We start from the raw sequence: 14,061 nt of genomic DNA on the forward strand, positions 1-14,061 counted from the left end.
GGGAGGCGTTCGAGACGACCACTGGACACCCTGCTAGGAGCTGTTTGGGGTTTGGATCATGTGGTTGAGGTCAGGGTCCTCAACCACATGACCGCAGCTCGTAGACGTAACCCGGCCTCGTAGCCTTCCGCTGACTTGTCATAGCGAGTGGCCAACCCACGCCATGTCTTGATCTTCTGAAAGCAGCGTTCGACGGTGCTGCGTTGTACGTAAAGCGCGGGATCGAACGAGACCGGCCGTCCTCCAGCAGAGCCCTTCCTCTTCCGGTTGGCCTGCTGGTCGGCCTTCTCCGGGATCGCCGCCGTGATCCGACGACGACGCGGACAAGCCCGATTTGCTTTGGAGGAGTAGGCCTTGCCCGCCGCCACCGCGCCCGGACGGGTGCGAGGCCGACCGACCTCGCCCGGGACCCGGATCTTGTTCAGCACGGCCTGAAACTGTGGTGAGTCCCCAGCTTGACCAGGCGTGAGCACGAACGCCAACGGCATTCCGCCCGCGTCGACCACGGCGTGGATCCTGCTGCTCAGCCCGCCTCGGGACCGGCCGAGCCAGGCCGCCTCCGCCCGCGCCTTGCGACGTCGCCGGAGACCGGCACGATCCTGACCGATGGATGTGCCCGCGCAGTCCTTATCCGCCTTGGCCTGCGGCTGATCACCCGCAGCACCCGCTGCCGCGTAGGCAACGGAGCCCCTTTTTCCTCGGTCAGTGCCTGTTCCAGCGCATCGAGGGTCCCACCGGCAACCGCGAGCCCGGCCGATTCGTGATGAGCCCGCACGATCGTGGAGTCCACGCTGACCAACTCCAACCCGACCTGTCCACGAGACGCGGCCTCGGCGATCAGCGCGTCCATCAACACCTGGAACACCCCGGTCCTGACCCAGGCGTCGAACCGGGAGTAGACGGTGGACCAGGGCCCGTACCGTTCAGGGACATCACGCCAGCCCGATCCGGTACGGAACCGCCACAGAATCCCGTTGAACTGGTCCCACACCCGCCGCGGCAACGGCCCCGTGGCCGCCACCGGCACATGCGGCTCGATCAGTGCCCACTCGGCATCGGTCAAGATCAAAACGCGCCACATCCGTGTTCTACCAGCCCGACCAGCTCACCACCGGCCCCTACCTAGATCCGAACCCCAGACAGCCCCTAGCGACTTGCCGATCGGCAACAAATCTTGTCGATCACGAGTCCCGCCCCACAAGCTCGCCGCGTGACGCTCAACCACCAGAACACCAAGCGGTACCGCGGACTCGCGGGCGCCATCGCCATCCTGCTGTGCCTACTCGGATGCGCTTTTTCGCCGGACACCACCGGCGCGGCGGACGCGTTCGACGCGGCCACCAGGGACGACGCCGCGTTCAACCGGCAGTTCAGGCACGAGTTCGCCGACGTCGACGGGGTGCGCATGCACTACGTCACCGGCGGCACGGGTGAGCCGCTTGTGCTGCTCCACGGTTGGCCGCAGTCGTGGTACGAGTGGCGGGGAATCATGCCCGACCTTGCCCGGAACTACACCGTGTACGCACTCGACCTACCGGGGCTCGGCGACAGCACCGGGTCGCCCACGGGTTACGACAAGGCGACGCTCGCCCGGTACGTCCACGCCCTGCTCGCCGACAACCTCGGTCTCGACCACATCCGGCTGGTGGGCCACGACCTCGGTGCGGGCGTGGGTATCCAGTACGCGCTCCAGTACCCCGACCAGGTCGTCCGCTACGCCCACCTCGACTACCCCGTCCCCGGCCCCGCCCTCAGCGCCGCCGACTACCGCAAGTTCAGTTGGCACATGGCCTTCCACACCCAACCGCGCATCCCCGAGATGCTCGTCGACGACGACGTCCACGACTACCTGTCCGCCTTCTACCCCCAGGTCGCCTACCAGGGCACCGCCTTCGGCGGCACCAACACCCAGTCCCCGTTCACCCCCGCACAGGTCGACGAGTACGCCCGCACCTACCGGCGCCCACAGGTGCTCACCGGAGGATTCGATCTTTACCGCACCCTCGACCAGGACCAGAAGGACAACACCTCCGCCAGCCCGACCACCGTCCCCACGCTCCTCCTCACTGCCGAGGGCACCCTCGCCTCCACCACACCGACCCTCGCCCCTCTCACCACGAACCTCCGGCGCACCACCGAAATCCCCCACTCCGGCCACTGGCTCCCCGAGGAGAACCCCACCGCCGTCACCACCGAACTACTCACCTTCTTCGCCGCCCCCTGACACCACACCTCCAACTCCCACCACCCGTCCTTTGAGGACATTCACCACTCCACCCCGACCACGAACCCACAACTCCGACCCCAACCAACCAAGAACCCGGACACCTCGCCATGACACCGACCCTGCCCACCTGCCGCCAGGCCCGACCTTCCCCACCACACAAAGCCCCCCGGTCTGCAACCGCCATCCATCCCCAGCCCGATTCCCTGCCACCACCCCATCCCAACCCGATCCAGCCCCAGCCGCCCAGCCCAGGCCTGCCTCAGCCCCATCCCTGCCACCGCACCATGCCAACCCCGACCTGCCTTGGCCCCAACCCCAACCCCAGCCCGATCCAACCTCGGCCTGCCTTGGCCGCATCGCTGCCACCGCACCATCCCGACCCCGACCTGCCTTGGCCCCAACCCCAACCCGACCCAGCCTCGGCCGACCCAGCCCCTGCCCAGCCCCAGTCCCGGCCCCAGTCCCGGCCCCGGCCCAGCCTCGGCACTGGCCTTGGCCCAGTCCCAGCTCCTGCCACGGCCACGGCCACGGTTCCCCGGCCCGCCCCCTTAGCTCTGGCTCGCCCTGCCCCTGGCCCGCCCCGGCCATGGCCCGTCTTGGCACTAACCCCAGCGCCAGCCCATTCCTCAGCCCCAGACCCAATCCCCGTCCTTGCCCTTGCCCTTGCTCCACCCCTGCCCTTGCCCTAGCCCTGGCTGCTGACGCAGCCCTGACGCCAGCCCGCCCTGCCCGCCCTGCCCGCCCTGCCCGCCCCAGGCTCTGACTCACCCCGGCCCTAAGCCCAGCTCTGGCCTGGCCCGTCTCGGCCTTGGCGCTAGCGCCACCGCAGACCCTGACCCGTTCTCGCCTCGCCTTGGCTCTGCCTTGGCCCCGCCCCGCTCTCGCCTCGCCTTGGCTCTGCCTTGGCCCCGCCCCGCTCTCGCCTCGCCTTGGCTCTGCCTTGGCCCCGCCCCGCTCTCGCCTGGCCCTGGCCTTGGCCCTGGCCCTGGCCCTGGTTCTGGTTCTGGCCCTGGTTCTGGCCCTGAAGGCTCCTGTTTTTCGGGCACCGTCGCCAGGCTTTCCAGCGCTCGAACCGTCCAACACTAATTTCGGTCAACACTGAAACAACCAAGACAACCAAAAGCCTCCCCGACCGGAGGCCGGGGAGGCGGTGGATGGAAGGTCCGGCGGGGTGGCCGACCGCGAGGGGTCGGCACCCTGGGTGGCTAGGCGGGTTTCTGGGTGCGGGTGCCGGAGTAGACGATGTCGACGAGGAGGACGCGGTCGTTGTTGGGGGTGCCGTCCTTGTCGGTGGAGGTGGTGAGCCAGATGTCGCCGTCGTGGTCGACCTCGACGGTCCGCAGGCGGTTGTAGGTGCCCTGGAAGTAGATCTTCTGGTCGACGAGGTTGCTGCTGCTGTCGATGGTCATCCGGTAGACGCGCTGGCCGACGGTGGTGGCGACGAAGACGCGGTCGTTGATGATGGTCAGGCCGCTGGGTGAGGCGACGTTGGTGGCCCAGACCTTCTTCGGGGCGATGAAGCCGGCGCAGGAGCCGCCGGTGCCTTCGCAGTTGGGCCAGCCGTAGTTGCCGCCCTTGGTGATGAGGTTGACCTCGTCCTGGCTGGTGTTGCCGAACTCGGCTTCCCACAGGCGGCCCTGGGAGTCGAAGTCCAGGCCCTGCGGGTTGCGGTGGCCCTTGCTCCACACGGCGTTGCCGAACGGGTTGTCCGACGGGATGGTGCCGTCGGCGTTGATGCGGAGGATCTTGCCGTTGAGGGAGGTGTTGCTCTGGGCGTTGGCGCTGTTCTGCGCGTCGCCGACGGAGGCGTACAGCTTGCCGTCGGGACCGAAGCGGAGCCTGCCGCCGTTGTGGTAGCGGTTCTTCGCCAAGCCCTGCAACAGGATCTGGTAGCTGCTCTGCACGAGTGCGCCGTTCTCGTACTTGATCCGCACGATCCGGTTGCCCTCGGACGCGGTGTGGTAGACGTACAGCCAGTGGTCGGTAGCGAAGGTCGGCGACAGTTCGAGGCCGAGCAGGCCGCCTTCGCCGTCGGTGCCGACGGCCTGGGAGATCTTGCCTGCCGACGTCTTCTGCCCGCTCTTGGTGAGCCGGTAGACGGTGAACGTCTCCCGCTCGCTGAACAGCGCCGAACCGTCGGGCAGGAAGACGACGCCCCAGGCGACATCCACGCCGCTCGCCAACGTGCTGACGGTGCCGGGGTCAGGGCTGCCCGCCGGGCCGCCGGCGCTGGGGGTCGCCTTGATCTCGTTGCTGAAACCGGAGAGGTTGCCCTTGGCGTCGCGGGCGCGGACCTTGAAGGCGTACTCGGTGCCCGCGGTGAGGCCTGCGGAGGTGATGGCGGTGGCGGTGCCGTCGGCGGTGCCGGTCTGCACGCCGTCGCGGAACACGTCGTAGCCGGTCACGGCGACGTTGTCGGTGGACGCGGTCCACGCCAGGTCGACGCTGGTCGCGGTCTTGCCGGTGGAGCGCAGCGAACCGGGGGTCGTCGGCGCGACGGTATCGGCGGGTGCCGGGTCGGTGCGGACGATCATGTTGGTGCTGGCCACGGACACGTTGCCCGCGGCGTCCTTGGAGAACACCGTCCAGTCGTACTCGGTGTCGGCGATCAGACCGGTCGCGGTGGCCTGCAGGACGTTGCCGACGCTCGTGACGAGCTGCCCGTGCTGGTAGACGTCGTAGCCGGTCACGCCGACGTTGTCCGAACCGGCGTCCCAGGCCAGCGACACGGTGGTTGTGGTGTGCCCGGTGGAGCGCAGCCCGGTCGGCGGCAGCGGTCGTTCCGTGTCGGCAGGGCCGCTGAACGCGACGCTCAGCTTGTCAGCGTTCGGGCCGCCGACGGCGGTCGTCGCCACGGTGCGGATCTTGTTCGTGCCCGCGGCGAGCGGCAGGGTGGTGGTCGCGGTCTGCCACGTCGTCCACGCGCCCGTCGGCGGGAACGACAGGGTGACGGGTGTGCCGCCGTTGGCGCTGATCGACAGCGGCCGATCGGTGGTGGTGCCGTTGGCGAAGCGGAACGCCAGCGAGTGCGCGCCCGCCTGCGCCGCGGTCACGGCGTACTCGACCGAGCTGCCGACCACGTTGTCGTAGTTGACGAACCCGCTGCCGGAGTAGCCCGCCCAGTTCGACTCGACGACACCCTGGCTGATCGCCGCCGACTCGGACTCGTAGTCGGACGCGGGAACGCCCGCCGCGTCGACGTCGAGGTAGTCGATGTTCGCCGCCCCGGTCGCCCCGGCCGAGGTGATCCGGATCTTGTTCGCGCCGGGCGCGAGCTGGGCGGTGGTCGTGAGGCTCTGCCACGTCGTCCACGCACCGGTCGCGGGGAACGCCAGGTCGTCCACGACGAGCTCGCCGTTCACGCTGATGTCCGCCGGGCGGTTGTCCGCGGTCCCGTTGGCGTAGCGGATGGTCAGGGTCGCCGGGCCCGCCTGCGCGGCGGTCGCGGTGAGCTCCACCGAACTGCCCACGACGTTGTCCACGTTCACGAAGCCGGCACCCGAGAAGCCCGCGTGGTTCGACTCCACGACGGCCTGGACCAGACTCCCGTTCTCGGCCTCGTAACGGGTCGGCGCGGCGGAGGCCGCGCCGGGCAGGGCCAACGCGGCGACCACCGTGGCCATCACGACGGACAGGGTGCCGACGGCGCGAAGTCGTCGACTGTTCCTCGGTACCACTGAGTGCCTCCCGCTAGCAGGGTCGGGTTGGATCACTACCGTGGCGGCGGCATCAACGCAGGTCGGACAGCAACTCGCACAACATCACCGGCAACAGCACCAGCAACAGCACGGGCAACAGCCCCGGCAGCCCCGGCGAGTGGAACGACCTCAATTAGGAAGGAAACTTTCCTTACTGTCAAGGCCGCCAACTTCCTGGGCCGGTCAAGGGGAAAGCGTTTGCCTCACGGTAAACCGCCCCGCACCTCCGCGCGCGACAGGCGACTGCCGCCCGGTGATGCAGGCGGTGACGCTGCCGGGGACGCGCTACGGGATGGCCGGTTGCGCGCAGAGCCGTGTGGGGATCGGTTGGGTCGAGTCGGGGTTAGTTGTTCTTCACGTGGGTCAGGAACGACTTCCAGCGGGCCACGGGGAACACCAGTACCGGACCGGTGGGGTTCTTCGAGTCGCGGACGGATGATGCCGCGACCTCGACGCAGTTGGTTCCGCTCTCGTCGCTGTAGCTGCTCTTACGCCACTGGCCCACCTGCGTTGTCATCGTCGCCCCGCAGTCGCTCGTAGTGGTCCGCCCAGCGGGCGAACTCCGACCGCGATTCTTCCTCACTCAACGCCATGGCGTTGATCGCCTCGGTGACCGCCCGGTGCCTCTTGACCACTTCGGGCCGCTCGGACAGGACGCTGAAGGTCAGGTTCGCGGAGTGGACGAGCGGCTCGCTGTCCTTGAACTCCATGAGCCGGAAGGGGAAGGCGGTCCACACCTGGCTGCCGCCCCTGAACGGCACCAGCCGGATGTGGAGGTGGCCGGCGGCGCTCGTCAGCGCGAGGTGGAGCATCTGGTCGGCCATGACCTGCCAGTCGCCGACCCACGAGTGCAGCGCGGCCTCGTGGATGAAGAAGGTGGAGTGCGCGGGCTGGGAGCGGTGCAGAACCTCCTGGCGCTCCATCCGGGTCTGGACCCCCGGCTCGACGGCGAACCGCGGATCGCTGCCCGCCAGCATGAGCGCCCGCGCGTAGTCCTCGGTCTGGAGCAGGCCGGGGACCCGCATCGACTCGTAGTCGAACATCGTGGTGGCCCTGCGTTCGCTGGAGATCAACGCGCGCAGGGCGTCCGGCACACCGTCGAGGTGGGGTCGGATGATGTAGCCCGTCTCCCCCTCTCGGGCGATGCTGAGAATCCGGTCCAGCGAGGCCTGGTCGCCTTGGCAGTAGCCGACGAGCCTGATGAGGTCGACCACGTCGCCGCCGCGGCGGCCGTGTTCCAGTTTCGACAGCTTGCCGGGGGACCAGCCGAGGCCTTCGGCGAGCTTGGTCAGGCTGAGCCCGCTGCGCTCGCGGACCTCGCGCACCTCGTCACCCAGCTCACGGGTGTGCGCGGTCGAGGGTCGAAAGTCTCCGAGTGCTTCCACGAATCGGACACTATTGCGCTCTGACCTGGGAGTTCGACAACGACAGACCAGATCCACTCCAAAGGATCACCTTTGGGGGTACCGGTCCCGACGGGATCGGGGCTCGCAATCCGTACGTACGGATTGGATATCGCGGGCCGGTACTGGGATCATCCGTGGATGCCACGGGTCAGCCAGGACCATCTCGACGCCCGCCGCCGTCAGATCCTCGACGGGGCGCGGACCTGTTTCGCCCGCTACGGCTACGAGGGCGCGACGGTGCGCCGCCTGGAGGAGGCCACTGGGCTGTCCCGCGGTGCCATCTTCCACCATTTCCGCGACAAGGAGTCGCTGTTCCTCGCGCTGGCGGAGGACGACGCGCTGCGGATGGCCGACGTGGTGGCCGAGCAGGGCCTGGTGCAGGTGATGAGGGACCTGCTGCTGGTGCAGGAACCGTCCACCGAGGACCACCCGGCGGACTGGCTGGGCACTCGCCTGGAGGTGTCGCGGAGGCTCCGCACCGACCCGGAGTTCCGCGCCCGCTGGGCGGAGCGCTCGTCGCAGCTGACCAAGGCGACCCGCGAACGGCTGCTGCGCCAGCGGGAGGCGGGCAACCTGCGCGACGACGTGGACGTGGACGTCCTCACCAGCTTCCTGGAGCTGGTCCTGGAGGGCCTGGTGTCGCACCTGGCGATGGGCCTGCCCGCGGACGACCTCGGTCCTGTGCTCGACGTCGTCGAGGAGACCGTCCGCAGGCGACGCCGCACGTCGTAGCGCCTGGCGAACCCGCGGAACCCTAGAGCTCCTCGGCCAGCGCCGCCTTGACCTTGGTGATGGCCGCGACCTCCGGCTGCGACACGCCCCCGTCGGCGTTGGCCGCCGCGTCGCACACCGAGACGACCGCGTCGGGGAAGGCGCGCGCCACCCGCGGCGCCTTCGCCTTGAGGATGGCGACGGACTGCCGCAGCGCGTCGAGCACCTCGCCCTCGACCTGCGCCGCGGACCCCCTGGGCAGCTTCGGGAACACCGTCCCCAACGCCTCCTGCAACTCCGGCGACAGGCTCTTGATGGCGGTGGCGGTCGCGGAGCCCTCCACCTCCATCGATCCCGGATCGGCCTTGGACACGAGGAGACCCGCACCGTAGACCGCGATGCGGAGGGTCTGGCGTTCCTCGTCGGTGTACTCAGTCATGTGATCACCGTAAAACCGATGCCACGCGAAGTCATCGACCAGGTGCGGTACGTACTCGAAATGGCTAAGCGCGACGACCGTTCGTGCATAGGGTTCCGGTCATGGGCCTGCGCACCTACCTCGTGGCCGCGGGCCTGACCCGGTTGGCCGACGAGATGGTGGGCCTGGCGCTGGTGCTGTTCGTGTTGCTGCGCACCGACAGCCGGGCGTTGGCGGGCGCGACCGTCGCGGCGTACACCGTGCCGTCGATCGTGTCCGGTCCGCTGCTGGGCGCGTGGCTGGACCGGACCCGGCGGCCGCTGGTCGCGCTGGTCGGCAACCAGCTGCTGCTCGCCGTGGCCGCGGCGGGTCTGCTGCTCTTCGTGGGACACCCGGTCGCCGTGCTGGCGCTGGCGTCGCTGGCCGGGACGGCGCTGCCGATGAGCAGCGGCGGCTTCACCGGCCTGCTGCCCAGGATCGCCGTCGACCTGCCGCGGGCGACGTCGGCGGACGCGCTCGTGTACCTGTCCACGGCGCTGGCGGGCCCCGCCGTCGTGGGCGGCCTGACCGCGCTGTTCGGGGTGGACAGCGCGGTGGTCGCGATCGGCGTGCTGGCGACGGCGGGCGCGCTGTGCACGCTCCGGCTGCGCGTGCCGCCGCACGCCGACGTCGTGCACATGTCGATGGCGCGCGCGATCCGCGACGGCGTGCGGCACCTGGTGACCACTCCCCCGCTGCGCGGCGCGACCCTGGCCGCGGTCCTCGGGTACGGCTCGGTCGGGCTGCTGGCGACGGCGCTGCCGGTGCGGGTCGCGGAGCTCGGCCACCCCGCGGGCGCGGCCGGGTTCGTGTGGGCCGCGATCGAGGTGGGCAGCGTCGCGAGCCTGCTGGTGCTGCGCGGGCACCTGCACCGGTGGCGGCCGGAACGGGTGCTGTTCGCGTCGATCGCCGGGTACGGCCTTGTGCTGGCGTCGTGGCCGTTCGCGACCGGGCTCGTCGTGCTGGTGGGGCTCGCCGTGGTCGCGGGCATCGCCCAGGGGCCGACGCTGACGTCCCTGATCACCGCCCGGCAGCGGTACACGCCCGCGGTGCTGCTCGGGCAGGTCTCGACGACGGGGCCGAGCCTGAAGATCGGCGCGTTCGCGATCGGCGCCGCTGTCGGCGGCACGCTGCACGACACCCGCGCGGCGATCTTCGCGGTGGCCGCGGCGCAGCTCGTGGCGGCCGGTCTCGGGCTGGCGGTGAGCGCGCCCGGCCCGCTTCGGCTCAGGACTCGGGACGGGGCCTGAGCAGGTCGTCGACGAGGGCGTCCACCAGGGCGTCGGGGACGGCCGCCCCCACCAGGGCGCGGTAGACGATCGGTCCGACGAGGGCGTCGACCACCTCGTCGAGCCCGAGCCTGGGTGCGATCACGCCCGCGTCGAGGGCGCGCGCGAGCAGGTCGCGCTCCTGGTCGCGGCGCGGGCCGAGGTAGCGCTCGTGGAAGCTCCCGGCCGTGCCGGGGTCGTGCTGCGCCTGCGCGATGAGCGTGAGCAGGACCTTGCCCGCGGGGTCGCCGGTGAGGAACCGCGCGAAGCCGCGCAGGTAGTCGCGGACGCCGTCGGCCGTGACCTCCCCGGTCGGGACGGGGACGTGCTTGTCGCTGTCCTCGATGAGGGTGTCGAGGAGGATCTCGACCTTGGACGGCCACCAGCGGTAGATCGTCTGCTTGGCCACGCCCGCGCGGCGCGCGATCGCCTCGATGGTCAGCGCGCCGAAACCGTGCTCGACGAGCAGGTCGTCCGCCGCGTGCAGCACGGCGACGCGGGCGGCCTCGTCGCGCCGGTTGCCGGAACGGGCCCTGCGGGACTCGGAGTTCACGACGGGCATGCGGGACAGCGTACCGGTCGGCAGGGGCGTGCTAGCGTCTAGACGCAACGTTGCGTCTCGTCAATTACCCCTCCTCGAAGGAGCAGCCATGCCCGCCACGCCCGGTCGTCAAGCGCTCGTCATCGGGGCCTCCCGAGGACTGGGCCTGGCCCTCGTCGACGAGCTCGCCCTGCGCGGGTGGCAGGTGATCGGGACCGTCCGCGGACCCGGAGGCCCGCTGGAGGGCCACGCGCCGGGCGGGCGGGTCGAGGTGGAGTCGCTGGAGATGACGGATCCGGCAGGGCTGACAGCGTTGCGGGGACGCCTGGCGGGACGAAGGCTGGACCTGCTGTTCGTGAACGCGGCCATCGACCGGGGAGACCTCCCGATCGACGAGGTGCACACCGACGAGTTCGTCGAGGTGATGATCACCAACGCCCTCGCCCCGCTGCGGGTGCTGGAGGCGTTGGGCGACCTCGTCGCGCCCGGCGGGACGGTGGCGGTGATGTCGTCGGAGCAGGGCAGCGTCTCGCTGAACACCGAGGGCGGCTACGAGCTCTACAAGGCCAGCAAGGCCGCGCTCAACCAGCTGATGCGCAGCTACGCCACCCGCACCGCCGACGACGGTCGGACCAAGCTGCTGATCGACCCCGGTCACAACCGGACCCGGCTGGGCGGTCCCGAGGCACCCCTCGAACCTCGGGACACGATCCCGGCCGTGGTCGACGTGCTGGAGTCGCGGGCCGGAACGGGCGGGTTGCGGTTCCTGGACCGGTTCGGACAGCCCGTGCCCTGGTAGGACCCACTAGTGCAGCGCGTGCCGGGCCCAGTGGGAGTCGGGGCGGACCACGCGGATGTGGCCGAGGGTGGAGTTGCCGGTCACGGTGATCACCGGGCCGCCGGTGGCCGTCGGGGCACCGGGCAGGGAGCGCTTGCCCAGCTTGGCGGTGCCGCCGTCGAGCACCACGGCCGCGGCGGAGACCAGGACGGTGACCTTGCCGCAGAAGGACGACGCCTCCAGGGTGTAGCGCTCCCCCGCGGGCAGGCCGGTCAGGTCGAGCACGACGGCGCCGAAGTTGGCCTCGGCCTCGATGCGACGGGCGACGGGGGCGCTGTGGACCTTGCTCGCGAACGCGTGGACGCGCTGCGGGGCGGTCGTCGCCGGGAGGTCGGCGAGGCCGAGGTCGTCGAGCAGCGACGCGAGGTCGCCGCGGAGTTGGGCGCTGTAGACGGCCTGGACGCGGTCGAAGTGCTCGTCCCACGTCAGGCGGCCGTCGGCGGCGGCCTGGTTCAGCACCGCGACGGTCTGCTCCCGCTCCTGGTCGGACACCCGGAGCACCGGCTGGGTCACCACGATCACCTCTTGTTCGGTAATTATCTTAGTTGAGAAGATTCTTGCGCGGTTGAGTCAAACCGTCAAGACAGGCGACCAACCGCATACGGAACGTGACGGAACCGTGCTTGGCCAACGGGGCGGGATCGGTGAGGATCCGAGACATGGCTCCTGCGCGCCCTGCCCACGTCCACCGGGTGCGGGTGCGCCCGGCCGACTGCGACCACCGGGGTGTCGTGCACAGCTCCCGGTTCCCCCTGTTCTTCGAGGCCGCCACGGTCGAGACCCTGCGTTCGCTGCTGGGCTCCTACAAGGAGCTGGAGCGCAACGGGATCGAGTTCGTCGTGGAGGAGTCGTCGCTGCGGTTCACCGGGTCGGCCCGGTTCGACGACCTGGTCAAGATCGGGGTCCGGGTGCGGTCGATGGGCACGACGTCGGTGACGCTCGCGTTCGAGGCGGACGTGGACGGGACGCCGATCGCGACCGGGTGGAACCGGTACGTGGCCGTCGGGACGCTGGAGCTGCGCAACACCACGATCCCCGAGGGCGTCCGGCGGGTCTTCCAGGTGCGCGAACCCGCCCGTCGGGGCTCTTGAACCGCCTTCGCGTTCGCGGCACCGTAGGGGTATGCCGTCGTCGTGGAAGAACACCGTGCTGCTCGCGGTCGGGCGGGTGGTGGTCGCCCTGCGCGCCGCCACGGGCGACCCGGGCGCGCGCCTGTTCCGCAAGCCCGCAATAGAAGACCCCTACCCCTTATACGAGTCGGTGCGCGCCAAAGGGAAGCTGGTGCCGAGCAAGCTCGGACTGCTGCTCACCGCCGAGCACTCGATCGCCGCCGAGGTGCTGCGCGACCCGCGCTGGGGAGTCATGGCGCCGTCGGAGATGGCGCTGGTGGACGAGACGGCGTACGCCCCGGACAGCCGGGTGCTGGTGAACCCCTTGCAGCGGTCGTTCCTGATGCGCAACCCGCCCGACCACACCCGGCTGCGCCGGTACGTCGGCGGCTGGTTCACCCCGCGCGCGCTGCGGCAGCAGATGCCGGCCATCGAGGCGGTCGTCGGGCGGCACCTCGACCTCGTCGCGGAGAAGGGCGCGTTCGACCTGGTCGACGACTTCGCCAAGAAGGTGCCGGTGCAGGTGATCGCGGACCTGCTCGGCGTGCCCGCGAGCGACCACGACAGCTTCATCCGGTGGGGCAGCGCGCTGGTGAACTCGATCGACGGCGTGCGCGACACGAAGGAGCTGAAGCTGCTCCAGGACACGCTGGCGGAGTTCGACGCGTTCCTGATGGACCTGGTCGAGCACCGCCGACGCCATCCGGGCGACGACCTCGTCAGCGACCTGGTCGCGCACGACGAGCTGGCGCTGGAGGACCTGGTCGCGACCACGGAACTGCTGCTGGTGGCCGGGTTCGAGACGACGGTGAACCTCATCGGCACGGCGGCGAACGCCGTGCTCGGCCACCCCGACGTGCGGCGGAGGCTGATCGCCGAGCCGGAGTACGCGGAGCGCGTGGTCGAGGAGACGCTGCGCTGGGACCCGCCGGTGCAGTACGTCGTGCGGGTGCCGCTGGAGCCCGTGGAGGTGGGCGGGCAGCGGCTCGAGACCGGCACGCCGGTGCTGATGCTGCTGGCGGCGGCCAACCGCGACCCCGCGGTGTTCGCCGACCCGCACCGCTTCGACCCGGACCGCGCCGACGCCCGCGAGCACCTGGCGTTCTCGTCGGGCATCCACTACTGCCTCGGCGCGAACCTGGCCCGGATGGAGGCCACCGCGGCGGTGCGCGCGCTGTTCCTCCGGTTCCCCGAACTGCGCGCGGCGGGGCCGGTCAGCAGGCGCCCCTCCCCCACTATCAGGGGTGCCCGACACCTACCGGTGAACACGGGAGTGACAAAGCGATCACTCGCGGTTGATAAACGATAACGTCACCCACTCGTTTGGGCGTTTAATACTCGCGCCCGCACAAGTTAGGGCATTCTGGATTCCAGCGGATGACCCGCCGCACCGCCGCCGCGGCGGGCCACCGCGTTTTCCCACTCGACGAACTGGTCGACCAACTAGTGCCGTATCAGGCAACGTTCGCCCTGTTGACGACCTCGCGTAGCCGCCGATCCTGAGCGTGCTTGTTTCGCCAGATGACGTAGCGGCGGATCATGCTGCCCTGCTGCTTGTGGTCGAGGTGGTCGGTGCCGTCGAGGGTGAAGTAACGCAGAGCGGTGAACTGGGCCTCGATACGGTTGAGCCACGACGAGTTCGTGGGGGTGTAGGCGATCTCGACGTTGTTGGCCTCGGCCCAGTCGGCGACCCGACGGCACCGCTTGGTGGTCAGGTGCGGGGCGTAGTTGTCGCACACGATCGCCAACCGCACCGTCGGCGGATACAGCGTGCGCAGATAACGACAGAACTCCAGGAACCTGGTC

The 14,061-nt window shown here is 70.0% G+C and carries 13 protein-coding genes and 1 pseudogene; 6 read left to right on the forward strand and 8 right to left on the reverse strand.

All coding sequences use genetic code 11. The annotated features are described in order from the left end of the window. Window positions 1–56 precede the first annotated feature (56 nt). Window positions 57–1,081, reverse strand: a pseudogene (locus tag CLV43_RS30560) (IS5 family transposase). A gap of 129 nt (window positions 1,082–1,210) precedes the next feature. On the opposite strand from CLV43_RS30560, the gene CLV43_RS30565 reads away from it, so the two are divergent. Next, complete coding sequence (locus CLV43_RS30565; protein ID WP_245887096.1) at window positions 1,211–2,224, forward strand: alpha/beta fold hydrolase; 1,014 nt, start codon at window positions 1,211–1,213, stop codon at window positions 2,222–2,224. 1,208 nt (window positions 2,225–3,432) lie between these two features. On the opposite strand, the gene CLV43_RS30570 is transcribed toward CLV43_RS30565, so the two are convergent. The 3 genes from CLV43_RS30570 to CLV43_RS30580 form a co-directional block, all read right to left on the reverse strand. Further along, entirely contained in the window at window positions 3,433–5,850 is a 2,418-nt protein-coding gene (locus CLV43_RS30570) for a PQQ-dependent sugar dehydrogenase (RefSeq protein ID WP_106191341.1), read from the reverse strand. A gap of 418 nt (window positions 5,851–6,268) precedes the next feature. Continuing rightward, window positions 6,269–6,442, reverse strand: a complete 174-nt coding sequence (locus CLV43_RS30575; protein WP_106191343.1) for a DUF397 domain-containing protein — start codon at window positions 6,440–6,442, stop codon at window positions 6,269–6,271. Next, on the reverse strand, window positions 6,414–7,310 hold the full coding sequence (locus CLV43_RS30580; protein WP_170156076.1) for a helix-turn-helix domain-containing protein: 897 nt from the start codon (window positions 7,308–7,310) through the stop codon (window positions 6,414–6,416). Before CLV43_RS30580 ends, CLV43_RS30575 begins: the two co-directional genes overlap by 29 nt. A 159-nt stretch (window positions 7,311–7,469) precedes the next feature. Between CLV43_RS30580 and CLV43_RS30585 the strand changes: the two genes are divergently transcribed. Next, window positions 7,470–8,063, forward strand: a complete 594-nt coding sequence (locus CLV43_RS30585) for a TetR/AcrR family transcriptional regulator (protein WP_106191346.1) — start codon at window positions 7,470–7,472, stop codon at window positions 8,061–8,063. A 22-nt stretch (window positions 8,064–8,085) separates the two neighbouring features. Here CLV43_RS30585 and CLV43_RS30590 read toward each other — a convergent pair whose 3' ends face one another. Then, entirely contained in the window at window positions 8,086–8,481 is a 396-nt protein-coding gene (locus CLV43_RS30590) for a hypothetical protein (RefSeq protein WP_106191348.1), read from the reverse strand. A 101-nt stretch (window positions 8,482–8,582) separates the two neighbouring features. Between CLV43_RS30590 and CLV43_RS30595 the strand changes: the two genes are divergently transcribed. Beyond that, on the forward strand, window positions 8,583–9,749 hold the full coding sequence (locus CLV43_RS30595) for an MFS transporter (protein WP_245887097.1): 1,167 nt from the start codon (window positions 8,583–8,585) through the stop codon (window positions 9,747–9,749). On the opposite strand, the gene CLV43_RS30600 is transcribed toward CLV43_RS30595, so the two are convergent. After that, window positions 9,727–10,329: a TetR/AcrR family transcriptional regulator gene (locus tag CLV43_RS30600; protein ID WP_106191349.1), complete on the reverse strand. Its 603-nt coding sequence runs from the start codon at window positions 10,327–10,329 to the stop codon at window positions 9,727–9,729. The genes CLV43_RS30595 and CLV43_RS30600 overlap by 23 nt on opposite strands. Before the next feature lie 88 nt (window positions 10,330–10,417). Between CLV43_RS30600 and CLV43_RS30605 the strand changes: the two genes are divergently transcribed. Then, window positions 10,418–11,107 (forward strand): SDR family NAD(P)-dependent oxidoreductase, encoded by a 690-nt coding sequence (locus tag CLV43_RS30605; protein WP_106191351.1) that lies wholly within the window; start codon window positions 10,418–10,420, stop codon window positions 11,105–11,107. Between the two features lie 6 nt (window positions 11,108–11,113). Here the strand turns inward: CLV43_RS30605 and CLV43_RS30610 are convergent, their stop codons facing one another. Next, window positions 11,114–11,659 carry a DUF1707 SHOCT-like domain-containing protein gene (locus tag CLV43_RS30610; RefSeq protein WP_170156077.1) on the reverse strand — a complete coding sequence of 182 codons (546 nt, stop codon included), beginning with the start codon at window positions 11,657–11,659 and terminating at the stop codon, window positions 11,114–11,116. A 146-nt stretch (window positions 11,660–11,805) separates the two neighbouring features. On the opposite strand from CLV43_RS30610, the gene CLV43_RS30615 reads away from it, so the two are divergent. Both CLV43_RS30615 and CLV43_RS30620 read left to right on the forward strand, forming a co-directional pair. Further along, the gene (locus CLV43_RS30615; RefSeq protein WP_106191354.1) at window positions 11,806–12,237 is read left to right on the forward strand and encodes an acyl-CoA thioesterase; all 432 of its coding nucleotides are present in this window, start codon (window positions 11,806–11,808) and stop codon (window positions 12,235–12,237) included. Window positions 12,238–12,268: 31 nt separating this feature from the next. Continuing rightward, complete coding sequence (locus CLV43_RS30620) at window positions 12,269–13,564, forward strand: cytochrome P450 (RefSeq protein ID WP_106191356.1); 1,296 nt, start codon at window positions 12,269–12,271, stop codon at window positions 13,562–13,564. Between the two features lie 145 nt (window positions 13,565–13,709). Here CLV43_RS30620 and CLV43_RS30625 read toward each other — a convergent pair. Continuing rightward, window positions 13,710–14,061: transposase (locus tag CLV43_RS30625; protein ID WP_211304619.1), on the reverse strand; the 352-nt coding region annotated here is incomplete at its 5' end.

It is taken from the genome of Umezawaea tangerina, assembly GCF_003002815.1.
Classification (GTDB): domain Bacteria; phylum Actinomycetota; class Actinomycetes; order Mycobacteriales; family Pseudonocardiaceae; genus Umezawaea; species Umezawaea tangerina.

Bases quoted from the DNA above. Each gene is read 5' to 3' on its own strand.
- CLV43_RS30585 (WP_106191346.1), top strand. From the start codon at position 7,470: ATGCCACGGGTCAGCCAGGACCATCTCGACGCCCGCCGCCGTCAGATC.
- CLV43_RS30615 (WP_106191354.1), top strand. From the start codon at position 11,806: ATGGCTCCTGCGCGCCCTGCCCACGTCCACCGGGTGCGGGTGCGCCCG.
- CLV43_RS30570 (WP_106191341.1), bottom strand. From the start codon at position 5,850: ATGGCCACGGTGGTCGCCGCGTTGGCCCTGCCCGGCGCGGCCTCCGCC.
- CLV43_RS30595 (WP_245887097.1), top strand. From the start codon at position 8,583: ATGGGCCTGCGCACCTACCTCGTGGCCGCGGGCCTGACCCGGTTGGCC.
- CLV43_RS30575 (WP_106191343.1), bottom strand. From the start codon at position 6,442: ATGACAACGCAGGTGGGCCAGTGGCGTAAGAGCAGCTACAGCGACGAG.
- CLV43_RS30600 (WP_106191349.1), bottom strand. From the start codon at position 10,329: ATGCCCGTCGTGAACTCCGAGTCCCGCAGGGCCCGTTCCGGCAACCGG.
- CLV43_RS30605 (WP_106191351.1), top strand. From the start codon at position 10,418: ATGCCCGCCACGCCCGGTCGTCAAGCGCTCGTCATCGGGGCCTCCCGA.
- CLV43_RS30590 (WP_106191348.1), bottom strand. From the start codon at position 8,481: ATGACTGAGTACACCGACGAGGAACGCCAGACCCTCCGCATCGCGGTC.
- CLV43_RS30620 (WP_106191356.1), top strand. From the start codon at position 12,269: ATGCCGTCGTCGTGGAAGAACACCGTGCTGCTCGCGGTCGGGCGGGTG.